At 36.5% G+C, this 23,307-nt stretch carries 24 protein-coding genes; 12 read left to right on the top strand and 12 right to left on the bottom strand.

The genetic code is table 11. The features are described from left to right. Positions 1–290 precede the first annotated feature (290 nt). The 7 genes from ileS (at position 291) to trpS (ending at position 7,214) form a co-directional block, all read left to right on the top strand. On the top strand, positions 291–3,686 hold the full coding sequence (gene ileS, locus AB1278_RS02625) for an isoleucine--tRNA ligase (RefSeq protein ID WP_429812251.1): 3,396 nt from the start codon (positions 291–293) through the stop codon (positions 3,684–3,686). A 58-nt stretch (positions 3,687–3,744) separates the two neighbouring features. Then, a complete protein-coding gene (locus tag AB1278_RS02620; RefSeq protein ID WP_002983772.1) occupies positions 3,745–4,125 on the top strand; it encodes a TraR/DksA family transcriptional regulator in 381 nt (126 codons plus the stop codon). Between the two features lie 78 nt (positions 4,126–4,203). Beyond that, entirely contained in the window at positions 4,204–4,455 is a 252-nt protein-coding gene (locus tag AB1278_RS02615; RefSeq protein ID WP_343639452.1) for a DUF6576 domain-containing protein, read from the top strand. A gap of 17 nt (positions 4,456–4,472) precedes the next feature. Further along, positions 4,473–4,667: a DUF2683 family protein gene (locus tag AB1278_RS02610; protein ID WP_110009866.1), complete on the top strand. Its 195-nt coding sequence runs from the start codon at positions 4,473–4,475 to the stop codon at positions 4,665–4,667. Then, a complete protein-coding gene (locus AB1278_RS02605) occupies positions 4,667–5,308 on the top strand; it encodes a lipoprotein signal peptidase (RefSeq protein WP_110009867.1) in 642 nt (213 codons plus the stop codon). The genes AB1278_RS02610 and AB1278_RS02605 overlap by 1 nt, the downstream gene beginning before the upstream one ends. Positions 5,309–5,323: 15 nt before the next feature. Then, a complete protein-coding gene (locus AB1278_RS02600; protein WP_411414506.1) occupies positions 5,324–5,968 on the top strand; it encodes a SanA/YdcF family protein in 645 nt (214 codons plus the stop codon). A gap of 277 nt (positions 5,969–6,245) precedes the next feature. After that, positions 6,246–7,214 carry a tryptophan--tRNA ligase gene (trpS, locus tag AB1278_RS02595; RefSeq protein ID WP_343639444.1) on the top strand — a complete coding sequence of 323 codons (969 nt, stop codon included), beginning with the start codon at positions 6,246–6,248 and terminating at the stop codon, positions 7,212–7,214. A 64-nt stretch (positions 7,215–7,278) separates the two neighbouring features. Here trpS and AB1278_RS02590 read toward each other — a convergent pair whose 3' ends face one another. The 9 genes from AB1278_RS02590 to AB1278_RS02550 form a co-directional block, all read right to left on the bottom strand. Next, the gene (locus tag AB1278_RS02590) at positions 7,279–8,565 is read right to left on the bottom strand and encodes a sensor histidine kinase (RefSeq protein WP_411414505.1); all 1,287 of its coding nucleotides are present in this window, start codon (positions 8,563–8,565) and stop codon (positions 7,279–7,281) included. Next, positions 8,565–9,236 carry a response regulator transcription factor gene (locus tag AB1278_RS02585; RefSeq protein WP_110009870.1) on the bottom strand — a complete coding sequence of 224 codons (672 nt, stop codon included), beginning with the start codon at positions 9,234–9,236 and terminating at the stop codon, positions 8,565–8,567. The genes AB1278_RS02590 and AB1278_RS02585 overlap by 1 nt, the downstream gene beginning before the upstream one ends. Before the next feature lie 447 nt (positions 9,237–9,683). Next, positions 9,684–10,133 carry a PepSY-like domain-containing protein gene (locus AB1278_RS02580; protein ID WP_330744214.1) on the bottom strand — a complete coding sequence of 150 codons (450 nt, stop codon included), beginning with the start codon at positions 10,131–10,133 and terminating at the stop codon, positions 9,684–9,686. A gap of 227 nt (positions 10,134–10,360) precedes the next feature. Further along, on the bottom strand, positions 10,361–11,056 hold the full coding sequence (locus tag AB1278_RS02575; protein WP_411414504.1) for a YjjG family noncanonical pyrimidine nucleotidase: 696 nt from the start codon (positions 11,054–11,056) through the stop codon (positions 10,361–10,363). 20 nt (positions 11,057–11,076) lie between these two features. After that, the gene (locus AB1278_RS02570; protein ID WP_262510398.1) at positions 11,077–11,211 is read right to left on the bottom strand and encodes a hypothetical protein; all 135 of its coding nucleotides are present in this window, start codon (positions 11,209–11,211) and stop codon (positions 11,077–11,079) included. A gap of 47 nt (positions 11,212–11,258) precedes the next feature. Further along, positions 11,259–11,849, bottom strand: a complete 591-nt coding sequence (locus AB1278_RS02565; RefSeq protein WP_110009874.1) for an RNA polymerase sigma factor — start codon at positions 11,847–11,849, stop codon at positions 11,259–11,261. A 193-nt stretch (positions 11,850–12,042) separates the two neighbouring features. Beyond that, the gene (locus AB1278_RS02560) at positions 12,043–12,534 is read right to left on the bottom strand and encodes a hypothetical protein (RefSeq protein WP_429812241.1); all 492 of its coding nucleotides are present in this window, start codon (positions 12,532–12,534) and stop codon (positions 12,043–12,045) included. An 84-nt stretch (positions 12,535–12,618) separates the two neighbouring features. After that, positions 12,619–13,899, bottom strand: a complete 1,281-nt coding sequence (gene metK, locus AB1278_RS02555; RefSeq protein ID WP_429812238.1) for a methionine adenosyltransferase — start codon at positions 13,897–13,899, stop codon at positions 12,619–12,621. A 235-nt stretch (positions 13,900–14,134) separates the two neighbouring features. Next, the gene (locus AB1278_RS02550; protein WP_047428937.1) at positions 14,135–15,085 is read right to left on the bottom strand and encodes a LysR substrate-binding domain-containing protein; all 951 of its coding nucleotides are present in this window, start codon (positions 15,083–15,085) and stop codon (positions 14,135–14,137) included. Between the two features lie 131 nt (positions 15,086–15,216). On the opposite strand from AB1278_RS02550, the gene AB1278_RS02545 reads away from it, so the two are divergent. The 5 genes from AB1278_RS02545 (at position 15,217) to AB1278_RS02525 (ending at position 19,485) form a co-directional block, all read left to right on the top strand. After that, positions 15,217–16,704, top strand: a complete 1,488-nt coding sequence (locus tag AB1278_RS02545; RefSeq protein ID WP_343639431.1) for a catalase — start codon at positions 15,217–15,219, stop codon at positions 16,702–16,704. Positions 16,705–16,809: 105 nt separating this feature from the next. Then, positions 16,810–17,577 (top strand): enoyl-CoA hydratase/isomerase family protein, encoded by a 768-nt coding sequence (locus AB1278_RS02540; protein WP_343639429.1) that lies wholly within the window; start codon positions 16,810–16,812, stop codon positions 17,575–17,577. Between the two features lie 55 nt (positions 17,578–17,632). Beyond that, positions 17,633–18,055, top strand: a complete 423-nt coding sequence (locus AB1278_RS02535) for a deoxycytidylate deaminase (RefSeq protein ID WP_007844123.1) — start codon at positions 17,633–17,635, stop codon at positions 18,053–18,055. A gap of 6 nt (positions 18,056–18,061) precedes the next feature. After that, positions 18,062–18,976, top strand: coding sequence for a site-specific tyrosine recombinase XerD (xerD, locus tag AB1278_RS02530; RefSeq protein ID WP_110009878.1), 915 nt, complete (start codon positions 18,062–18,064; stop codon positions 18,974–18,976). Then, positions 18,973–19,485: an NUDIX hydrolase gene (locus AB1278_RS02525; RefSeq protein ID WP_202839932.1), complete on the top strand. Its 513-nt coding sequence runs from the start codon at positions 18,973–18,975 to the stop codon at positions 19,483–19,485. Before xerD ends, AB1278_RS02525 begins: the two co-directional genes overlap by 4 nt. A gap of 102 nt (positions 19,486–19,587) precedes the next feature. On the opposite strand, the gene AB1278_RS02520 is transcribed toward AB1278_RS02525, so the two are convergent. Genes AB1278_RS02520 through AB1278_RS02510 form a run of 3 tightly spaced genes read right to left on the bottom strand, consistent with a single transcriptional unit; the run spans position 19,588 to position 23,138 of the window. Next, positions 19,588–20,046 carry a heme-binding domain-containing protein gene (locus tag AB1278_RS02520; protein WP_202839934.1) on the bottom strand — a complete coding sequence of 153 codons (459 nt, stop codon included), beginning with the start codon at positions 20,044–20,046 and terminating at the stop codon, positions 19,588–19,590. Positions 20,047–20,050: 4 nt separating this feature from the next. Further along, complete coding sequence (locus AB1278_RS02515; protein WP_429812232.1) at positions 20,051–21,850, bottom strand: Ig-like domain-containing protein; 1,800 nt, start codon at positions 21,848–21,850, stop codon at positions 20,051–20,053. Between the two features lie 25 nt (positions 21,851–21,875). Further along, entirely contained in the window at positions 21,876–23,138 is a 1,263-nt protein-coding gene (locus tag AB1278_RS02510; protein WP_429812229.1) for a serine hydrolase domain-containing protein, read from the bottom strand. Between the last annotated feature and the right edge of the window lie 169 nt (positions 23,139–23,307).

Here is a 23,307-nt window from a genome sequence, read left to right as displayed (position 1 = left end):
TGTTGGCTAAAGCCGGTGGATTTGTTTTTATTATTTAAGGGGGGTTCCTTCGACTATGCTCAGGATAATTGTCCGCTCCTATTGAATAAATTGTATTAAATTTCACATCAAATACAACCCGAAAAATTCACTTATTGACCATTCACCATTCACTTTTTCTCACTTTCTCCATTTATATTTCTGAAATTGAACTTTTTAATAGAAATTACCTAAATAAAACATATATTATAAACCGACAAATTTTAGTAAATTTGCAGACTTAATTAATCAACGATATTGAGATATTTACAATGAGCCAATTTAAAGAATACAAAAACCTCAACCTTATTGACGTAGCAGAGAATGTAGCGGAATTTTGGAAACAAAATAAAACCTTCAATAAGAGTGTTGAGATTCGTCAGGGAAATCCTGAGTTTGTTTTTTACGAAGGTCCGCCTTCAGCAAACGGTATGCCTGGAATTCACCACGTAATGGCAAGAGCATTGAAAGATATTTTCTGCCGTTACCAGACTCAGAACGGAAAGCAGGTTTTCCGTAAAGCAGGCTGGGATACGCATGGTCTTCCTGTGGAACTGGGTGTAGAAAAAGAGTTAGGAATCACGAAAGAAGATATTGGCAAAAAAATCTCTATTGAAGACTATAACAAAGCATGTCGTGAAGCAGTAATGCGTTATACCGATGTATGGAATAACCTTACGGAGAAAATCGGATATTGGGTAGACCTTGATGATCCGTACATCACGTACAAGTCAAAATATATGGAAACCGTTTGGTGGTTGTTGAAGCAGTTGTATAGCAAAGATTTGTTGTACAAAGGCTACACCATCCAGCCTTACTCTCCAAAAGCAGGAACAGGACTTTCTTCTCACGAGCTAAATCAGCCCGGAACCTATCGTGATGTTTCGGACACAACGGTTGTGGCTCAGTTTAAAGTGAAAAAAGACTCTTCAGCATTATTCAATGATGTTGACGGAGATGTTCATATCCTTGCATGGACGACCACGCCATGGACACTTCCATCCAATACAGCTCTTACCGTAGGGAGAGATATTGAATATGTTTTAGTTAAAACTTTCAATCAATATACATTTGAACCTGTAACAGTAGTTTTATCCAGCGTTCTTTTACCTAAAGTTTTCGGTAAAAAATACGCAGAAGGTACAGATGAAGATTTTGCCAACTATACTCCGGAAACGAAAGTAATCCCTTTTAGAATACTAAAAGAATTTACAGGAGAAAAGCTTGTTGATACAAGATATGAGCAATTAGTTCCGTGGTTTACACCTAATGACAACCCTGAGAATGCATTCAGAGTAATCCTGGGAGATTTCGTAACAACTGAGGATGGTACAGGTATCGTTCACACAGCACCTACTTTTGGTGCCGATGATGCGAGAGTTGCTAAAATGGCTCAGCCTGAGGTTCCACCGATGTTGGTAAAAGATGAAAATGATAATCTTGTACCATTGGTAGATTTACAAGGGAAATTCATCAAAGGAGAAAATGTTCCTGAGGTATTCTCCGGAACTTATATCAAAAACGAATATTACGACGAAGGAACTGCTCCTGAGAAATCATGGGATGTAGAACTTGCCATCTTATTGAAAACGGAGAACAAGGCTTTCAAAGTAGAGAAATATGTTCACTCCTATCCACACTGCTGGAGAACAGATAAACCGGTATTGTATTACCCGTTGGATTCATGGTTTGTGAAAATGACTGCTGTAAAAGACAGACTGGTTAATTTAAACAAAGACATCAACTGGAAGCCAAAAGCTACGGGTGAAGGACGTTTTGCTAACTGGCTGGAAAATGTAAACGACTGGAACTTATCCCGTTCAAGATATTGGGGTATTCCATTGCCGATCTGGAGAACAGATGATCTGAAAGAAGAAAAAATCATAGGTTCTGTAGAAGAACTTTATAACGAAATCGAGAAATCAATTGCAGCAGGGCTGATGACTGAAAACCCGTTCAAAGGTTTCATCATCGGAAATATGGCAGAGTCTAACTATGAGCTTGTGGATCTTCACAAAAACGTGGTTGACAAAGTGGTATTGGTTTCTGATTCAGGAAAAGCAATGAAGCGTGAAAGCGACCTGATCGACGTTTGGTTCGATTCAGGGTCTATGCCTTATGCCCAGTTGCATTATCCTTTCGAAAACAAAGAATTAATCGACAATAATAAAGCATTCCCGGCTGATTTTATCGCAGAAGGTGTTGACCAGACGCGTGGATGGTTCTATACGCTTCACGCAATCGGAACGGCTGTATTTGATTCAGTTGCTTATAAAAATGTAATGAGTAACGGTCTTGTTCTGGACAAGAACGGACAGAAGATGTCAAAACGTTTAGGAAATGCAGTAGATCCGTTTGAAACACTTGCTGTATACGGACCGGATGCTACGCGTTGGTATATGATCTCCAATGCCAACCCATGGGAAAACCTGAAGTTTGACATTGAAGGAATCGACGAAGTAAGAAGAAAGTTCTTCGGAACCCTTTACAATACCTATTCATTCTTCGCTTTGTATGCGAATGTGGATGGCTTCAACTATTCGGAAAAAGAAGTGGAAAACCGTCCGGAAATCGACAGATGGATCCTCTCTGAGCTTAATCTTCTGATCAAGGAGGTGAAAGCATTCTACGAAGATTATGAGCCGACAAGAGTAGCAAGAGCGATCAGTACTTTTGTGAACGATAACCTGAGTAACTGGTATGTAAGATTATGCAGAAGACGTTTCTGGAAAGGAGACTATTCTGATGACAAAATCTCCGCTTACCAGACTCTATACACCTGTCTTGAAGTAGTAGCAAAATTATCCGCTCCTATTGCACCGTTCTTCATGGATCAGTTGTATCAGGATTTAAATAAAGTAACAGGTAAGGAAAACTGTGAATCTGTACACCTTACAGACTTCCCGGTGGCTGATGAAAGTTTAATCGATCAGGATCTGGTTGAAAAGACTCATTTGGCACAGAACATTACAAGTATGGTTTTCTCATTGAGAAAGAAAGAAAATGTAAAAGTTCGTCAGCCTTTACAAAAAGTATTGGTTCCTGTACTGGATTCTAAAACAGAAGAGCAGATTCTTGCAGTTGCAGATCTGATCAAGCAGGAAGTGAACGTGAAAGAATTACAGTTAATCAATGCTGAAGAAGCATCCCATTTAATTGTAAAACAGATAAAACCGAACTTCAAAGCGCTTGGTCCTAAATTAGGAAAAGATATGAAGGTGGTAGGTGCAGAGATTGCTAATCTTAGTGCAGAACAGATTGCCGGTCTTGAAAAAGAAGGAAGAATAGACGTTCAGGGATATGAGATCACTCTTGATGATGTGGAAATCTCTACAAAAGATATCCCGGGATGGACAGTAACTTCCGATGGAAAAACAACTGTGGCATTAGATTTGACGTTAACCGATGAGTTAAAATCTGAAGGGATCGCAAGAGAATTCATCAACAGAATTCAGAACCTGCGAAAAGATAAAGACTTTGAACTGACAGACAGAATTTCGATCACATTGGAAGAAAGTTCTCCTTTCCTGAATGAGATTAAGAAAAATGAGGAATATATTTCTTCCGAAGTCTTGTCAAATAAAATAGAAATTGTATCTTCACTTTTAAATTTTAACGAAATCGAAATAGATGAGGTTAATTTTAAGATAAATGTTGAAAAAAATTAACCTGTAGTTATTATATTTCAAATTCCATTTCATAATTTTATTAAAAAAGAGAAAGAATATGTCAGACGAAAGAGTTAGATACAGCGATGCTGATTTACAGGAATTTAAAGCGATCATTAAAGAAAAAATAGAAAAAGCAGAAAAGGATCTTCAGCTTATCAGAGAAAGTTTTATCAATGACCAGAATAATGGTACTGATGATACGTCTCCTACTTTCAAAGCTTTTGAGGAAGGAGCAGAAACGTTGAGCAAAGAACAGAATTCTATTTTGGCAGGAAGACAGGAAAAATTCGTGCGTGATCTTAAAAATGCTTTGATCAGAATCGAAAATAAAACGTATGGTGTTTGCAGAGTAACAGGAAAGCTGATTCCTAAGGAAAGACTTTTAGCCGTTCCTCACGCTACGCTGAGCATCGAAGCGAAAAACATGCAAAAATAACCGTAAGGTTTGTAAAATAACATTGGGTTTATAACGTATTTACGGATACTTTATAAACCTAATTTTTAATGTATACCCATGAACGAATTATTAATTTTGGGAGTGATCATTACCGCAGTTATATTATTTTTCAACAGAGAATGGATCAGAAGCAGATTCTTCCCTGATCAGAAAAAAAATTATAATTATACCATTGATGATCAATTCAATTCTGATAAACGCGAGCGGGAGAAAGAAATCGACAGACTTTTGAGTAAGATGGGCAAAAACGGAGTGAATGATTTGTCTGAGAAAGACAGAAAAAGGCTGGATGAATTGTCCAAAATGTAAAAAAATAAATATAAGAAATGGAATCTATCATAGTACATCCTAAAAATTCTATGGAGCTGAGTGCACTGAAAAGTGTTCTGAAGGAAATGGGGATTAAATTTGAAAAAGCTCATGTTAAGAGCTCATTCAATGGACAGAAAGTAGTCAGGAAAGCAAGCGATAATAAAAATGTAAAGCCGGCATCAAAGCCTTCAAAACCTAAAGGACAGTAATGAAAAAGATCTTAGCAATAACATTTTTAGTGTTGTTCATTGACCAAGCTTCAAAAATTTATATCAAAACTCATTTTGAACTGAATGAGAGTATTCCTGTCATCAATGGTTTCTTTAACAAAACTTTTGTTGAAAATCCTGGAATGGCGTACGGATTTCATTTCGGAGGAATTATCGGAAAATATTTTCTGGTTATCTTAAGAGTATTCCTGATCGGAGGGATGATCTATATGTTCAGAAAATGGCTGAAAGAAGGAGCATCCAATTATCTTTTAGTTCCAATGGCGATTATTTTTGCAGGAGCTATCGGAAATCTTATTGATGGAATGTTCTACGGAATGATCTTCGACAGCGGAACTGTTTATGATGCCAGCACTGACCGATGGATTGGCTATGGCGGCATTTCTAAAATCGTTCCTTTCGGGCACGGATATTCCACCTTTATGAAAGGATGTGTGGTGGATATGCTTCATTTTCCTGTAGTAGACTGGTACGTTCCTGACAGCTGGCCTTTGATCGGAGGAAAACATATTGAGTTCTTCAAATATATTTTCAATGTTGCCGATTCTGCTATTACGGTAGGGGCTGCGTTCTTATTAATATTCAGAAAAAAAGCTTTTCCAAACGGTTTGGAATTTTAAAAGATCTATTTTCAGATGAATAAAATAATCAAAAATATTATTAAATTTTTCCTGCTTCTTATGGTTGCAGGAATTATTTTTGTTGCCTGGGCAAATTACAGTATCAAAAAAGACAGTGCACCATTTTTTTCCAACAATATTGCTGATGTACCGGAATCAAAAACCGGCTTATTACTGGGAACCGGAAAACTTCTGAACAACGGAACCCCAAATGCTTATTTCTACAACAGAATTAAGGCTGCTGCCGATTTATACAAAAGCGGAAAAATACAATACATCATCGTTAGTGGTGACAATAGCACCAAAGATTATAATGAGCCCGAAGATATGCAGCTGGCATTGATGCAGCAAGGAGTTCATCATGATAAAATTATTTTAGACCATGCCGGATTCAGAACACTGGATTCTGTAATAAGAGCAAAAGACATTTTCGGTCAAACGAAACTGGTCATTATCTCCCAGAAATTCCATAATGAAAGAGCTGTTTTTCTGGCCAGAAAAAATGGAATGGATGCCTTTGGATATAACGCAGAGGATGTGAATAAGTATGCGGGCTTAAAAACCAATTTGAGAGAGTATCTGGCAAAAGCTAAAGCCTATTGGGATCTTCTTTTTGGAGTAGAACCGAAATTTGGAGGGGAAAAAATTGTTATTCCTTAATATTTTTCCACGGATTGCGAAGAGCTTTCAGATGATTGGGGAAAGATAGATAGATTATCCGGATTGGTAGATCTTGGCAAAGCCAATGGATATTGTATTTTAAGATGGCTGGGCTTTCTTCGGCTCCGCTCAGAGTTATCCCCCCTATTGAATTTTAAATGACAAGATCTTTTATCTTTTATCTTTTATCTTTTATCTTTTATCTTTTATCTTTCATTATTCCCGGCAAACCTCGTAAATTTGCTGTTCATTAATTTTTAATATAAATTGTAAACAAATGTCAAGAATTCTTACCGGCATTCAAGCCACCGGAACACCTCATCTTGGAAATTTATTAGGGGCCATTATTCCTGCTATCGAACTATCCAAGCAGGAAGGAAATGAATCATTTTTATTTATTGCGAATCTTCACACACTTACCCAGATAAAAGATGCGCAGACTTTAAGACAAAATACCTACGAGATTGCTGCGGCTTGGCTTGCTTGTGGATTAGATACTGAAAAAACATATTTCTACAGACAAAGTGATATCGCTGAAACCTGTGAACTTTCTTGGCATTTATCATGTTTTTTTCCTTATCAAAGATTAACATTAGCTCATTCATTTAAGGATAAAGCAGACAGGCTTCAGGATGTAAATGCAGGTTTGTTTACTTACCCTATTCTGATGGCTGCAGATATTTTATTGTATGATGCTGAAATTGTACCTGTAGGAAAAGATCAGCTTCAGCACCTGGAATTTGCAAGAGATGTAGCTTCAAGATTCAACAACCAGATGGGTGAAATTCTTGTTCTTCCACAATCTGAACTTCAGGAGGACACTAAATATGTTCCCGGGACAGACGGACAGAAAATGTCAAAATCAAGAGGAAATATCATCAACATTTTCTTACCTGAAAAGGAGCTGAAAAAACAGGTGATGAGCATTGAATCAGATTCTAAGTCTTTAGAAGAACCTAAGGATCCTGATACGGACAAAACATTCCAGATTTATCAGCTGATTGCTACGCCTGAACAGACTGAAGAATTAAGAGCAAAATATCTTGCCGGAAACTTCGGATACGGACATGCTAAGAAAGAACTTCTGGATCTTATTCTGGTACGTTTTGAGAAGGAAAGAGAAACGTTCACTTATTATATGAACAATCTCGATGAGCTCGAAGCAAAACTTCAACAGGGAGCAGAGAAAACCAGACCTATAGCGCTGGAAACGCTGAAAAGAGTAAGAACAAGCTTAGGATTTTAATCTGAGTTTTAAACATAAGAAAGCCTTTCGTTTGAAAGGCTTTTTCTATTGATATAAAGTATTATTAATGGACATTATTCTTTGTCAGAATAAAGTAATGCATCTGATCTCCATATTCATAATTAATATCCCAGCCTGGATATTGTTTAATAATGGTTTTGATGATAGACAGCCCTAATCCTGTAGAAGTATGATCTGAACCCTGTTTATAGAAACGGTTAAAGATTCTGGATTTATCTAAAGGTTCAGCACTTCCGCTGTTTTGAAATGTTATCCGGTTATTTTCTACGATAATGTTTAAAATTCCTTCCTGATGGTTATATTTAACTGCATTTTTAAGAAGGTTGGATAAAAGAATATCTGCCAGATCCTGATTAAAATCAGCAACAAATTTTCCTTTCTCAATAATGCTGACCTCTACTTTTTTGAAGGCAATAAAGTCTTCATAATTCTGAACAAGCTGGGTGATCCTTCTGTTAAAATCAACGTCTGAAGTTTTATTAAACTGGCTGTTTTCAATCCTGGAAAGCATGAGTAAGGATTTATTAAGTCCAACCATTCTTCTCAGGTCGTTTTTCACTTCAGTAAGAAAATTGAGATTCTTTTTATCTAAATCATCATTCTGAATCATAAGATCAATTTTATTGATCACGATAGCCAAAGGGGTCTGAAGTTCATGGGAAGCGTTTTCAATAAACTGTTTCTGCTGATAGAAAACCAGTTCATTACGTTCAATCATTTCATTGATTTCTACATTTAATTCTTCAAACTCGGTGATCTTATAGCTCTGTTTTTCCTGGGAAAAAGGAATTCCAAACTGATATTTTTTAAGTTTATCCAATATCTGATAGAACGGTCTCATCGCCTTATTAAGAAGATATCCGTTAACAGCTACGATACTTATCACCAAAAGAATGTAAAGTACTATTAAGGCTGTTGTGAGATCGTATATCAATTCGTCTTCTTCTACCGTTGAAGTCCTGATAACAAGCCGCTGATGCCCTTTGAACTGATCAATAAAGTCGGCTTCCAGAACCCTGTAAGGCTGATCTTTATCATCATATTCCATATAATACATCTTATTGTACAACCTGCTTTTATTCTGATAATCTCCGGCTTTGATCGGATTGATTTTAAATTCATTGAATCCAAATTCATTATTCTTCAAAAGCTGAGGATTAAGATAAACAGCTTTAATAATCTGTATTTTTCTATCTCTTAAGCCATCATCTACATTATCGTGTACTTCATCCAGAATGTAGGCATAAAAAAGACCTGCCCACACTGCTATAATCAGCAGCAGGATCATGATCAGGTACTTTATCGTGTAATATTTTAATGAAGTTTTCATCAGATCAATTTATATCCTATTCCGTACACCGCCTGGAAATCGGCCTCTGCATGTAGGGTTTTCAGCTTTTTACGAAGATTTTTAATCTGGGAATAAATGAAATCCAGACTGTCTGCCTGATCGATATAATCTCCCCAGATGGCTTCCGCCAGTGTTGTTTTCTGTAAGGTCTTCTCCGGATGAATAACAAAATAATACAAAAGGTCATATTCTTTACGGTTAAGAACAAGCTCTTCATCACCTACTTTCACCGTTCTGTTCTCCGGGTCAATGCTGATATTTTTGTAGCGGATGATATTTTCTCCATCCTGATTTTTCCTTCTGATCACAGACCTGATTCTGGCCATGAGCTCCGCAAGGTGGAAAGGTTTTGCAAGATAGTCATCCGCTCCTATTTCCAGCCCGGCCACCTTATCATCTACTGAGTCTTTGGCAGAAAGGATGATCACAGGATCTTTCTTGTGCATTTTTTTGATCTCTTTCAGCAGATCGATTCCGTTTCCATCAGGCAGCATGATATCCAGTAAAATACAGTCGTATTCGTAAGAAATAATTTTCTCCAGTCCGCCACTGTAATTTTCTGCATACTCTACAATGAAGTGTTCTGCCTCCAGAAATTTCTGTACGGTATCTTTCAGTTCGGGTTCATCTTCTACTATTAAAATCTTCATATTCCGGATCTATATGCTCTGCTGCATGGTTTACTTATATCAAATATAGGAAATTATAAGGAGGAAGCCTTAGATAGAGATACACATCTGAAAGTCTACGATAATATCATCAATATAAGGGTGATATGGTAAATTACCGATAAGAAATCTACAAAATGGAAATTCTCTCTACCTCCTTCCTTCAGGTTCTTTTTCATGAATCATCTAATTTGATTTCACATGCCGGCCGTCTGCATCAAAAACAAGACACAGACCATTCATTAAATGAATTTTATAGGCACTGTATTTTTTTTCAATAGAGTCAATGATGCTGCAAGGATGATTCCTTGTCATAAATGAAACCATATTCTTTCTAATCTGAGCAGAAGAAATCTTTCTTCCGTTGCTGTTTATTACATTCCAGTTGACCATAGTAATTAATATTGAGTGTTTGTATTCGGTTAAATGTTAATCATCGATTTTTTTAAAATTCCCGTTTCGGTCGAATTCAAGCTCCAGTCCATTGGAAAGTTCTGCCTTATAAGACCATCTTTTCTTTTCGATCTTGATGATGTAGGTATTGGGAAAATTCTTTGTGCTGTAATTTCTGATCGATGCAGGGATGAAACCATATGGGATTTTCTGGTGTTTACCATCCACTTCTTTCCAGTTTCCGCTGCTGTCGAACTCCATTTTCATTCCATTAGTCAGATATACTTTGTATTCATCTACTCCATAAATTTCTCTGTCTTCTATTGCAGAGTTTACAGGGATGCCTTTAAAATGAATTGCAAGAAAGTTTTTAGCTGTTTTGGGTAACTGGTTTGCTGTGATTGCTCTGTCTTGTGCGGAAACTAAGCCTCCGATTAATAAAAAAACAATCATTAATACTCCGGTGATTTTCTTTACATTTTTCATACGATTTAATTTTTTCTGTTAGTATTATGGAGCAAATTTCCTAATCAATTTGGGAAAGAATTGGGAAAATGATTTCGGTAAAAAATAAATACGGTAAAGTTTAAATTTGACCACAGATGATTACAGATGTCTGCATTAATTTTTAGAAAATATTTAAAAAGCAAAAAAAAAACCACTAAGATGATCTTAATGGCTTTTACAGTATAGACTTTAATGTCTTTCATTTTTTATAAGTATTCCTTAATCTGCTGAAGATGGGTAATGGCTTTTAAACCTTCCTTCTGTTTATCTTCTTTATAGACATCAAAGAAAATAGCATCCATTCCGAAGTCTGTTGCTCCCATGGCATCTGCAATCCAGTCGTCACCAATCAGGATACTTTCTTCTTTTCTGGCTTCAGAAAGTCCCAGCGAGTATTCAAAAATCCATGGATTAGGCTTTCTCACTCCCACGGCATCTGCACTGGTAATTGTTGTAAAATAAGGAGCGATTCCGGAAAGCGTACATTTTCTTTCCGTCACTTCCTGAAACCCATTGGAAATAATGTGTAATGTATAGTTTTTAGCTTTCAAATATTCCAGAACATCCTCTGCTCCTTCTACCAGTTCGTTATGGCTCACAATATTATCCAGGAAATGTTCTTCAAAATAAAGGGCAAGCTCTTTATTATCTATTCCGAAATGTTTGAATGAATCATAAAAACGGTGTTCTCTCAGATACTCTTTGCCAATAATCCCGTCCCTGATCTTTTCCCACAACTCTTCGTTGATGTCGTGATACACAGAATGAAACTCTTCAAAGTTAATATGATACTTTAAAGTAATTTCCTGTTTTTCAAAAAGATCTTTGATGGTGAGATAGGCATTTCTGCGATGATCCCAGAGTGTATTATCCAGGTCAAAAAAAACGTGCTGCATTTTCATACAGCACAAAGTTAATAATTTTAATTTTTTGTAATAGGATAATTTTTGCTCTTGCTTTTCACAATCTCAAGGCTTTTAGAAAAATTCAGCAAAAAATCAATTGTTTGTTTCTTAGGTTTCAAAGTTTTCACTTTTAAAGAATCATTTTTTTTCATAGGCGAAGTATGTTTTCTTTAAAACGTGAAATTTTCTGAAATATTATTTATCTCGTTAATATTATATTATTTTCGTCCATGATTTTTCTCAGGTTGATCAGTGCATATCGTACTCTTCCTAAAGTTGTATTAATACTCATCTCTGTATGATCTGCAATTTCTTTGAAGCTTAAACCATCGAAAAACCTCAGTTTGATTACTTCCTGTTGATTTTGCGGCAAAAACTGCAGCATCCTCAGAAGATCCTCCTGAATCTGATTGGTTACCAGCTGATCTTCAATATTTTCTGACGGTTCTCTGATTAAATCAAAAATAGAATATTCATCAGTTTCAAAAGTAGTTTCCGAAACTTTGATATTCTTTGCTTTTGATCTGAAATGATCGATGATTAAATTGTGAGAAATTCTTTTCGCCCAAAGAATAAATTTACCTTCTTCATTATAGCGTCCTTCTTTTAGCATCACAATGATTTTCATGAATGTATCCTGAAAGATATCATTGGCCAAATCTTCATCATTAATTTTGTAAAAAATGAATGTAAAAAGCTCTCTCTGATGTCGGTGTATGAGGGTTGACAAGGCCGCCTCATCACCTTTCTGGTAAAGGGAAATTAGTAAACTATCCGATTTTGATTTCATAACTCTTCTCAATATAAATATTTGCAGACAGGTATTCCTCCAGATATTTCTTCTGGCCTTTGCTGTGTAAACAAAACAGTTCTAGAGTAGAGTCTCTTCTATAGGCGGTACAAATTATTATGATGTAAATATAATAATTTTTTAATAACTGTTAACCTATTATTAAATTTTATAGAGAAAAATCTAAAAAAAATCATTTAAATATATCATGAATGAATACGGTAGGAATATTTAATGTAAAATTAATATTAAGCCCTTTCATCTCTTTTCCGTTCAGACGGGTATCTCCAACAGGAAAAGCATATCCTCCGGTGAGATCCAGCATCCCGAATAAGGTAACTCCTATTTTAGGAGCAATGTATTTATTGGTCCCTTCAACGCCTGCTAAAAAATAATAAGAGTGATAGAAGTCTACATTCTTTTCAAAATTAAGAAGTACATCTGCCTGCAGTTTCGGCATAATAGCAAATTTGGAATCCACAGATCCCATCATGGCAGAACCTCCCAATCTGTAAATTACATCATCATTTTTAAGAAAAAGTAATTTCCCTCCTACTTCACCAAAACTTTGATTCTGGTAAGTATACCCGACACTGATCATTTTATGCATGGTATATTGAGCTTTTACTAATGTACTTAGCAAAAACAGAGACAGGGCGGCAACTACAGTTCTAAAATTCATCATCTTTCTATATTATTAAGGTGTAAAATTAAAAAAAACTGCCTTATCCAAAGATAAAGCAGTTCATTATTATTCTTTAAAGAGAAATTAAATTCCAAAAGCGGCTTTAATTTCCTCTACTTTGTCAAGTTTCTCCCAGGTAAAGAACTCAAGATCTTTTAACGTAATCTCATTCTTATGACCTTTATTAAAAGTTTTATCAGCTACATAATGCTCTTTACCCATGTGCCCGTAAGAAGCTGTTTCCTGATAAATAGGGTTCCTTAATTTTAAGTTCTGCTCAATAGCATAAGGTCTTAAATCGAAAATAGCAGAAACTTTTTTCGCGATTTCCCCATCATGAAGGTCCACTTTTGCAGTTCCGTAAGTATTGATATATAAACCACAAGGCTCAGCTACTCCAATGGCATAAGAAACCTGTACCAGAACTTCATCCGCTACTCCTGCCGCCACCAGGTTTTTAGCAATATGCCTTGTTGCATACGCAGCACTTCTGTCTACTTTAGAAGGATCTTTTCCAGAGAAAGCACCACCACCGTGAGCTCCTTTACCACCGTAAGTATCTACGATGATTTTTCTACCTGTAAGGCCGGTATCTCCGTGAGGTCCTCCGATTACAAATTTCCCTGTAGGATTGATGTGATATTTGATCTGATCGTTGAATAAAGCTTTGATTTCTTCAGTTTGCTGTGCAACAACTCTTGGAACCAGAATATTTTTAATATCCTCACGAATCTTGTTCAACATTTCTTCTTCCGTACCAAAATCATCGTGCTGAGTAGAAACTACAATAGAATCAATTTTGATAGGCTTATGATCATCAGAATACTCAATCGTTACCTGGCTTTTTGCATCCGGACGAAGATAAGTGATCTCCTTATTTTCTCTTCTGATAGCAGAAAGTTCTTTAAGGATCGTGTGGGCAAGATCCAGTGCAAGCGGCATATAATTAGCCGTTTCATTAGTGGCATACCCGAACATCATTCCCTGGTCTCCGGCGCCCTGTGCATTTGCTTTAGCTTCAAAAGACTCATCATTTACTGCTCTGTCAACACCCTGGTTGATATCTGGCGACTGTTCATGGATTGCAGAAATAACTCCACACGAGTCTCCATTGAACATATATTCTCCTTTTGTATATCCGATACCGTTGATTACTTCTCTGGCAATAGTCTGTACATCAAGGTAAGCATCTGATTTTACTTCTCCTGCCAATACCACCTGTCCGGTAGTTACAAGAGTTTCACATGCTACTTTTGAATCTTTATCATAGGCTAAGAAATGGTCGATTAATGCATCGGAAATTTGGTCGGCAATTTTATCCGGATGTCCTTCTGAAACTGATTCAGATGTAAATAAATAAGACATATAATTCTTTTGTTTTTAAAGATTTAAAATAGTGTTTGCGAAAAATATGAATGAAATTGCCCAGAAAAAAGAATACTGTTTTAGCATTTTTTTATAGAGGTTGCAATCAGGTCAAATTTTTCCTCGTAATAAACGTCAGCAAATTTAAGTACTATTTTCCTAATACTCAAAAATTTTGTTTACTAATTACAATTTTATTTAAATTGATGATTTCTATCACTTTAAAGCATTTCGATTACTGAGGCTTAATGCTTACAAATTCTTTCGGACTTTCGTGGTAATTCAGCTTAAGCTCTAAAGAAGTTTTGATAGAATGTGACAATTCATCAATAATCTTTTGCTTAAATGTAGGCTTATAATAAATAATACTGATTTCTCTGTAAGGGAAAGGCTTTTTGAATCTGAAGACATTTTTCTTCTGCTCTTCTGAAAGCTGGCTCAATGCCAGTTCCGGAAGAATACTTATTCCTCCTACTTTATCAACCATGTGTACCAGAGTCTGGATATTGGAAGCCAGGAAATCCAAATTTTTAGGCTTCAGGGTATTTTCTTTCAGGTGGCAGATATTTTCAAACTGATTTCTCAGGCAGTTTCCTTCTTCAAGCAGCCATACTTTCTCCACATTCAGATCTTCCGGAATGATGTAAGAATTCTTTTTATTAGCCTCTGTATTGGAGCTGTAAATCATGAGCTCCTCGTTGAACAGGAAATCCTGATAAAACTCATCAGCCGTATCGTAAGGAGTAGAGATAATTCCCGCATCCAGTTCTCCTGCTTTCAGAGCTTTAATAATATTATCAGTTGTCATTTCTTTTACATTCATCTGAATTTTCGGATTATCTTCAAGGAATTTGAAAATTTCCGTTGGCAGGATGAAAGAAGAAACGGTAGGAATGATTCCCAGATTGATGGTACCTCCTAAAATATTGTTCAAAAGGTTGGCTTTGTTTTTCAGCTCATTGACAGACTCGATAATTACCTTTGCCTGATCAATAATCTGAAGACCTACATCCGTGGTACGGATCGGGTGGGTAGTTCTGTCGAAAACCTTTACATCCAGTTCATCCTCAAATTTCTGTATCATGGCACTTAACGTAGGTTGGGTAATAAAACACGCCTGAGCGGCCTTACCAAAATGTTTATACTTATCTACAGCGATAAGATACTCCAGTTGCTGAATGTTCATTTGATTAATATTATCTATTACAAAGATATAACGTTTTTGCTATTAGCAATTAAAAATTCAAGTAAATTTGATATTCATTACCTTTACACTGGATTTAGGAAAAAGAAACAATTATTCAAATCATCAATTATATGGATTCTAAAAAATTAACCTTAAGTAACGGCGCACCTTATTTTGAACATCAGGATTCACAGACGGTAGGACCAAGAGGCCCGGTATTGCTGCAGGACTTTATTCTTCAGGAGAATCTTGCGCATTTCGTTAGGGAAAGAATTCCTGAAAGGATTGTGCATGCCAAAGGAAGCGGAGCGTACGGAACTTTCACCGTAACGCATGATATCAGCCAGTACACGAAAGCAAAACTGTTTTCAAAAGTAGGAAACTCGTGCAGAATGTTCGCAAGATTTTCCACGGTGGGAGGTGAAAAAGGAAGTGCAGACACCGCAAGGGATCCAAGAGGTTTCGCCTTAAAATTTTATACTGAAGACGGGAACTGGGATCTTGTAGGAAACAATACACCGGTATTCTTTATTAAGGATGCAAAAAAATTCCCGGATTTTATTCATACTCAGAAAAGAGTTCCGAAAACCAATTTAAAAAGCGCCACAATGATGTGGGATTTCTGGAGCTTAAATCCGGAATCGCTTCATCAGGTTCTGATCTTAATGTCAGACAGAGGAACTCCATATGGTTACAGACATATGCATGGTTTCGGATCTCATACGTTTTCCATGATCAATGATAAAAATGAAAGGGTGTGGGTGAAATTTCATTTTAAAACAAAACAGGGTGTCAAAAATTTCACAGATGAAGAAGCTGTAAAAATGGCCGGAGAAAACCCTGATTTTGCTCAGGAAGATCTTTGCAATGCTATTGAAAACGGGGATTTCCCTAAATGGACGATGTACATTCAGGTAATGACAGAAGAACAGGCAAAAGATTTCAGATGGAATCCGTTTGATGTAACCAAAGTATGGTTCCACGATGATTTCCCTCTGATTGAAGTAGGCGAAATGGAGCTTAACGAAATACCTGTTAATTATTTCGCCCATGTGGAACAGTCTACTTTTTCACCTAGCAGCTTAATTAACGGAATTAGCTTCTCACCAGACAAAATGCTGCAGGGAAGATTATTCTCCTATCCTGATGCTCACCGTTACAGAGTGGGAGTTAACGCTCATCAGCTGGAAGTGAATAGATGTCCTTTTGCTGTCAACAATTACCAAAGAGACGGTTTTATGGCAGATTCAAGCCACTATCAGGATAAACCGAATTATCACCCGAACAGTTTTGATGACATCAAGCCGGATTCATCATATAAAAACTACGAATACGAGCTGGACAGTGCCCATGTTGCCAGCTACAACAGAAATGACAATGACAGTGATCACTATACCCAACCGGGGCTTTTGTATTCAAAAGCAATGAATGCTGAGGACAGAGATCATTTGATCAAAAATATTGTAGGCAGCATGAGTGGTATCACAGGGCCGAAAAGAGATGAGATTATCAACCGGCAGTTATGTCACTTTTTCCGCGCCAACATTGAGCTTGGCATGAAAGTGGCTTCTCAACTAAATGTCAATATTGATGCAAATATGATGAATCATTCCAAATAATCATATTGAATGATAAATTAAAAAAAAGGAAAAAAAAATAATATTTTTTCCTTTTTTTTGTAAAAAATTCATAATTTGCAAAGGATGATATTTTAAAGTGGAAAAATGAGTTACGAGAACATATTATTAAAAAAAGAAGATAAATTATCTATCATTACCATAAACAGACCTGAAAGTTTAAATGCTTTAAATGCAAAAACGATTCAGGAAATCAGTACCGCACTGGATGAGCTTAATGCTGATACTTCATGCAGAGTAATTATCCTTACAGGGAGTGGAGAAAAATCTTTTGTAGCGGGAGCTGACATCAAGGAATTCAGTGAATTCGGACAGGAAAAAGCTGAAGAATTGGCAAGAAACGGACAAAATACATTGTTCAACAAAATTGAAAACATGTCTAAACCTGTCATTGCAGCCGTAAACGGTTTTGCATTAGGAGGAGGTTTGGAGCTTGCTATGGCATGCCACATCAGATATGCATCGGAAAACGCCAGATTAGGACTTCCTGAAGTAACACTTGGATTGATTCCGGGATATGGAGGAACTCAGAGGCTTCCCAAGCTTGTAGGAAAAGGTATTGCCAACGAAATGATCTTCTCTGCCAAAATGATCCCTGCTCAAAAAGCAAAAGAGATCGGACTGGTGAACGAAGTTTACCCTATTGAAGAATTATTAACCAAAACGAGAGAATTAGCAAACACGATTGCCTACAATTCACCAATGGCAATATCGAAGGCTATAAACGCCGTGAATTTATCTGATACGGAGAAAGGTTTTGAAACTGAAATTAAATATTTCGGAGAACTTTTTGAAATGGAAGATAAGAAAGAAGGAGTTACTGCGTTTCTAGAGAAGAGAAAACCTAACTTCTAAATCTTTCTAAAAGATTTTAATCCAAATTATTTCGAAAAAAAAACAATGCTGCGGTATGAATAAGTTTGATAAAGCTTATCTAAAAATGGCTCAGGAATGGGCAAAACTCTCCTACTGTAAGAGAAAACAGGTGGGAGCTCTTATCGTAAAAGATAGGATGATTATTTCAGATGGTTACAACGGGACTCCTTCGGGATTCGAAAACTGCTGTGAAGATGAAGACGGGAAAACACACTGGTACGTATTGCATGCGGAAGCCAACGCTATATTAAAGCTGGCGGCCTCTACCCAATCTGCAAAAGGAGCAACGTTATATTTAACGCTGTCTCCCTGCAAAGAATGCAGCAAGCTGATTCTGCAGGCGGGGATTACGAGACTGGTGTATATTAATGAGTATTCGGATGACGATGGAATATCGTTCCTGAGAAACCATAACATTGAAATAGAACAAATATCGGACTGTGAACTAAAAAAATAAGCACAAATGACTTGGGATGAAAAGATCAAAGATTTTGAAATATTTCTTCGTTTCGAAAGAAATTTTTCAGAAAACACGCTCGACGCCTATGTTCGGGACATTAAAAAATTAAAAGATTACGCAGAAGAGGATCTGGAAAACGTCGGTCCAGACTCCATCGGTTACGAAAACCTGCAGGAATACATTTTCAATCTTTCCAAACAGAAATTCAGTGAGAGATCACAGGCAAGATGGATATCTTCCATCAAAGCTTTCTTCAAATTTCTGCTGGAGGATGAATATCGTGAAGACAATCCTGCGGCGTTACTTGAAGGCCCTAAACTGGGATTATATCTACCTGATACTTTAAGCCTGCCTGATATCAACAAAATTATTGCTGCTATTGAGGTCAATACAGATCTTGGAAAAAGAAACCAATGCATCATAGAGGTACTATATGGATGCGGACTTCGTGTTTCCGAACTGATCGATCTGAAGATATCCAATATCAACTTCAAAGAGCAATATATCAAGGTACACGGAAAAGGAAACAAAACCCGTTTTGTTCCTTTAGCTGATTATACGGCTGATCTGCTTGAAAGTTATATCAAAGAGGTTCGTTCTAAAGGTAAAATCAATAAGAAATATGAAGATACTCTGTTTTTAAACAGCCGCGGGACTTCCATGTCCAGGGTAATTGTATTTCTTATTATTAAAGAACTTACAGATAAAGCAGGGGTTAACAAAAAAATATCTCCACACACATTCAGACACTCATTTGCAACCCATTTATTACAGAATGGAGCAGATTTACGTTATATTCAGGAAATGCTGGGACATTCCAGTATTACAACAACGGAGATCTACACGCACCTGAAAACAGAAGAATTAAGGGATGTTATTTTGAGTTATCACCCGAGAAATATTAATATTGCTCAATGAAACTATTGAAATATTGCCCAAGCTGCGGCAAAGAGTCCTTACACTGGGATGGTGAAAAGAAATGGAGCTGCCCGGAATGTGGTTTTACTTTGTATAATAATGTGGCAGGTGCTGTAGCAGTTGTCATCAGATGTGGAGACCAAATTTATCTTACCAGAAGAAACAGAGATCCTAAAAAAGGAAAACTTGACCTGGCCGGAGGATTTGTTGATCCAAAAGAAAGTGCAGAGGAAACCTGTAAAAGAGAACTTTTTGAAGAACTTCAGCTTGATATCAATATTTCTAACCTGAAATACATTACCAGCCTTCCCAACATTTATCAATATAAGGAAATTGACTATAATACAATCGATCTCTTTTATGAATACAATGTTCCGGAAAAATTTGAGGTAAGTCTTGAACTCTCTGAAATCTCAGAAGCAGTCTGGATTCCTTTACAGGATCTGGATCTTGAAGATATCGCTTTCGATTCTCAGAAGAGATTTTTCGAGAGCTATATAAAGAAATAATTTTTGTAAAATATTCTCCCGTAGATTTTACAGATCAGGCAGATTATTGTTTAAACAATATGCTTGTTTGTAAAATCTGCGGGAGTTTTTTTATGGTGGAAACTAATAGGTTTTAGTCTTCAGCATTTCTTCAAAATACTGAATCAGCAATGCTCTTTCAGCTTCTGAAAGATTGGCTTCTTTATGATAAACAATATAACCGGGCATCGGCATTGTTTTATTCTGAATGGTCTGAATAGACTTAGTCAGCATATTCTCCTTCAAATCCTTATTATAAGTTCCCCAGGTAGAAAAATTAAGGTGTTCCCTGCCTTCATTCACATGGCTTTTTACAGACCATGAAATGGGTGCGATAAAAGCATATTTCGGATAAACCGTTTCATTGGAATGGCAGTCATAACAGGCGTTTTTAAGCAACGCTCTTACTTTTTCCGGTGATTTCCTTGAATCAACAAAGTTAACCGCAGAATCAACGGGTTTATTCACCCTGTCAACAGGGAAAAACTGAATCAGGGCAAACGCCACCAATGTCCAGAATACTATTTTCTTAGCCGTCTTCATCTGCTTACTTAGCTGGAGTTAAAACAGCATTGCCGGATTTAAATTCTTTTTTCTGCACTTGCTTCGTTGCTGCAGGTTCTGCAGACACCGGAGTTTCTGACGGAGATGGAGTGGCAGGTGCCGGAGCTGGCGTTGTTACAGTTGGTGATTTCGGACTATCAAGTGTTCTGGTATCTTTCAGATCCCAATCCTCTCTTGTTTCCCATAAGGCTCTGACAATAACTTTTTTATAGAAAATATAAGCATCTTCAGCAAAAATATCATTCGCGAAATCTGCTTCGTCCCAATATTTGTTTCCATTATTATCCACCAGAATCCTTACAATATATTCTCCAGGTCTGAGTATATCAAACTTTACCTTATCTCCTTTAGTATATTTCTGATAAGCTACCTTGTCAGAATCCATTAACTGAATCCAATAATTTGCTTCCGGCGCATTGGAAACAGAGAACTCAACACTTCCAAACTGATCTACTTTGGCGACATCAAAGTCAAAACGCTTTGATTGGGTGTTTTTGGCATAAAATGAAGATACGGTTTCCTTAGGAACTGTAAGTTCATAGCTTTTGCCCATCACAAAGTCGGATTGAATATGAATCTGGTAAGGATTTGTTTCGGAGATTTTAGCAGTGAACGGTAAAGTTGTTAAACTGTCTCCTTTGGCTCTTAAAGTCCATTTTGAAGGATCAATTTTATCAACAATATAGTTTGATGCAATTTTTAAATCTGCCTTTGGAGCGATAGAGGTTCCGTCGTTATCACTAATGACATCCATAGCATTCTTCTTATTATATCTGTAAAATAAAGAAACACTGTAGGCACTGTCTTTTTTCGGACCTTTATTATGGGTGAAGATCAGCTTTTCATTTGCTTCCTGCCCCACATTATCCTTTACAGCATCAAACCAGATTCTCACCGAGTCTGATTTCGGATTGTGTGTTATCTTGACATCCTTTAATTTCTCGTTCAGCGACTGTACTTTTACTTCATCAGGATTTCCTTCAAAGGTCATCAGAACTCCTCCGGCTATCTCTTTCATTTCTACATACTTCACCGGTTTTTTGGAAGGGTATACCTTTAAGTTTAATCCTGAAATGGATTTCTCAACATTCACCGGATCTTTCTGGAATCCAACTTTTTCTTTTCCAGGATCATACATTGAATTTCCGTTCTCATCTTCAAAAGCAATAATTTTGTATTTTCCGGGAGTCAGATAATTTAATTCGTAATATCCATCTTCATCTACCTTAGTGATATAGTAAGGCTTTTTCTTGTAATCCATGGTATCTTTTACCTGATACAATCCTACCACTAGCTTATTTTCTGTTGTAGTTCCGGTTTTCTTTTTAGTATCGAGGGCATCCTTTACTTCACCACTGATATACAAATCATCCAATTTGTCTCCTGTGGAAAAAGCAAAATTGAAATACCTTAGTATATTAGATTCGTTATTATCAACAATTGAATTTCCAAAATTGAAATTATAGGTGGTATTGGCCTGAAGGGTATCTGTCCACTGAATCAGAACAAATTTGTTGGCAATATTCGATGGAAGTATTCTCGTTATTCCTTTAATAGGAGGTGAAATAATCAGGTTTTTATTGATATCCTTCAATGTCACATATTCATCAAAATCCAGACGGAGTTCACGAATATCTCTTTTGACATTGATTCTTGTTGTATCAATGTTTGAGCTTAAAAACTTTGGTGCCAGAGTATCTTTAGGCCCTCCGACAGGAGATCCTACTCTTGCACATGAATGTACAAGAAAACAGATAATGAGTAATAAAAGAAACCTTTTCATGAAAATGTTTAGGCAAAAGTAAACATTATTCTCCAAAAACTTCCTGTCCGGAATTCAAAGTATCTTTATTGTCGTGCATAACGGTATGCAGCTTTTCCTTCTGCAAAGGGAAATCTTCGAATAAACCAGACAATGCAAGAGCCGTATATACTTTGTTTGAATATTTATTTCCAATAGCTACAATGGTAACCTTAGATTTTAAAAGATGGGCAAATACCGAGTTGGTGCCATGCCACCATCCGTTGTGATAGGTCAGCTTCTCGCCATTATCGAATATTTTCATTCTGAATCCTAATCCATAATTATTCATTCCTGCTTTTTCATTGCTGTAAGGAGTGAATACCATCTGCATCAGTTCCGGTTTCAGGAAATTTTTCGAAAACATTGCTTTTGAGAAGTTGTATAAATCTCTTGGTGTCGTGTACACATTTTTATCTCCGTAAATCAGATCAAGTCTGTCTAAAGGATACAACTTATTTCCTCCATAATAGAAAGACTGCGAAGCTGTAGGGATATCTTTTTCCTGGAAGATGTACGTGTTATTCATTTTCAATGGTGTGAAAACCATTTCTTTCATCGCCTGAGGGAAAGGAGTTTTAGTCACTTTCTCAATTAATAAAGCCAATAAAGCAAAATTCGTATTGCAATACATGAATCCTGTATCCGTATCTCTTGCCAGATCTGGTTTATACTTAATAATCATATTCAAAACATCTTCATTGGTAATGAAAGGTTTTGACAGTTCTGCCGGGACAGGCTGTATTTTGGTAATAAAATATTCGTATTTCGGAAGACCGCTTCTTTGATCCAGCAAAGTCTGAACAGTAACATTCGGGTATGGAAACCCCGGAAAAAACTGAGTAAGATGATCCGTTAATTTTATTTTTCCGGCCTCTATAAGTTTCATCATAGCCATTGCCGTTAGAGTCTTTGAAACTGAAGCGACATGCAATGGTGTATTTTTGTCGATCGGCATCTGATTTCCTTCTCTTCCGAAACCTCTGTAATTTTCATACAGGATTTCATCACCTTTGGCAACAAGAATTCCACCACTAAGGTCTCCTCCTTCCCATATCTTTTTGTAATACTGATCTATATAACTTACGGTAGTTTGTCTATTCAAAAGCTGTCCGTCACCCTTTGTAAAAATATCACTCAGATCTACATTTCCATAGTTGGGCAGATTGGTTGTATTTTCAGCCGAAACTTCTTTGGCTTCAGACTTTTTTTTACAGGAAAATATTGATAATAGAACAGTTAAAATAAGTACAAAATTACGCGTCGTCATGAGATTCAAAAATGAGCGGCAATTTAATAAAACTCGAAATAAATAATAAGTATGATGGGGATATTATGAATTATTTAACATAAATGGATGGAAAAGTAAAATATGGAAGGGCAAAATCATCATAAAAGGCGGATTTACTTTTTGTAAATCCGCCTTTATATTTTATTTT

The sequence above is a fragment of the Chryseobacterium sp. NRRL B-14798 genome (genome assembly GCF_050470705.1).
In the GTDB taxonomy this organism is placed as follows: domain Bacteria; phylum Bacteroidota; class Bacteroidia; order Flavobacteriales; family Weeksellaceae; genus Chryseobacterium; species Chryseobacterium cupriresistens.
This window is presented reverse-complemented; position numbering and strand designations above follow the sequence as displayed.

Coding starts and splice junctions, on each gene's coding strand:
- ileS (WP_429812251.1), top strand. CDS start 291: ATGAGCCAATTTAAAGAATACAAAAACCTCAACCTTATTGACGTAGCA.
- AB1278_RS02620 (WP_002983772.1), top strand. CDS start 3,745: ATGTCAGACGAAAGAGTTAGATACAGCGATGCTGATTTACAGGAATTT.
- AB1278_RS02615 (WP_343639452.1), top strand. CDS start 4,204: ATGAACGAATTATTAATTTTGGGAGTGATCATTACCGCAGTTATATTA.
- AB1278_RS02610 (WP_110009866.1), top strand. CDS start 4,473: ATGGAATCTATCATAGTACATCCTAAAAATTCTATGGAGCTGAGTGCA.
- AB1278_RS02605 (WP_110009867.1), top strand. CDS start 4,667: ATGAAAAAGATCTTAGCAATAACATTTTTAGTGTTGTTCATTGACCAA.
- AB1278_RS02600 (WP_411414506.1), top strand. CDS start 5,324: ATGAATAAAATAATCAAAAATATTATTAAATTTTTCCTGCTTCTTATG.
- trpS (WP_343639444.1), top strand. CDS start 6,246: ATGTCAAGAATTCTTACCGGCATTCAAGCCACCGGAACACCTCATCTT.
- AB1278_RS02590 (WP_411414505.1), bottom strand. CDS start 8,565: ATGAAAACTTCATTAAAATATTACACGATAAAGTACCTGATCATGATC.
- AB1278_RS02585 (WP_110009870.1), bottom strand. CDS start 9,236: ATGAAGATTTTAATAGTAGAAGATGAACCCGAACTGAAAGATACCGTA.
- AB1278_RS02580 (WP_330744214.1), bottom strand. CDS start 10,133: ATGAAAAATGTAAAGAAAATCACCGGAGTATTAATGATTGTTTTTTTA.
- AB1278_RS02575 (WP_411414504.1), bottom strand. CDS start 11,056: ATGAAAATGCAGCACGTTTTTTTTGACCTGGATAATACACTCTGGGAT.
- AB1278_RS02570 (WP_262510398.1), bottom strand. CDS start 11,211: ATGAAAAAAAATGATTCTTTAAAAGTGAAAACTTTGAAACCTAAGAAA.
- AB1278_RS02565 (WP_110009874.1), bottom strand. CDS start 11,849: ATGAAATCAAAATCGGATAGTTTACTAATTTCCCTTTACCAGAAAGGT.
- AB1278_RS02560 (WP_429812241.1), bottom strand. CDS start 12,534: ATGATGAATTTTAGAACTGTAGTTGCCGCCCTGTCTCTGTTTTTGCTA.
- metK (WP_429812238.1), bottom strand. CDS start 13,899: ATGTCTTATTTATTTACATCTGAATCAGTTTCAGAAGGACATCCGGAT.
- AB1278_RS02550 (WP_047428937.1), bottom strand. CDS start 15,085: ATGAACATTCAGCAACTGGAGTATCTTATCGCTGTAGATAAGTATAAA.
- AB1278_RS02545 (WP_343639431.1), top strand. CDS start 15,217: ATGGATTCTAAAAAATTAACCTTAAGTAACGGCGCACCTTATTTTGAA.
- AB1278_RS02540 (WP_343639429.1), top strand. CDS start 16,810: ATGAGTTACGAGAACATATTATTAAAAAAAGAAGATAAATTATCTATC.
- AB1278_RS02535 (WP_007844123.1), top strand. CDS start 17,633: ATGAATAAGTTTGATAAAGCTTATCTAAAAATGGCTCAGGAATGGGCA.
- xerD (WP_110009878.1), top strand. CDS start 18,062: ATGACTTGGGATGAAAAGATCAAAGATTTTGAAATATTTCTTCGTTTC.
- AB1278_RS02525 (WP_202839932.1), top strand. CDS start 18,973: ATGAAACTATTGAAATATTGCCCAAGCTGCGGCAAAGAGTCCTTACAC.
- AB1278_RS02520 (WP_202839934.1), bottom strand. CDS start 20,046: ATGAAGACGGCTAAGAAAATAGTATTCTGGACATTGGTGGCGTTTGCC.
- AB1278_RS02515 (WP_429812232.1), bottom strand. CDS start 21,850: ATGAAAAGGTTTCTTTTATTACTCATTATCTGTTTTCTTGTACATTCA.
- AB1278_RS02510 (WP_429812229.1), bottom strand. CDS start 23,138: ATGACGACGCGTAATTTTGTACTTATTTTAACTGTTCTATTATCAATA.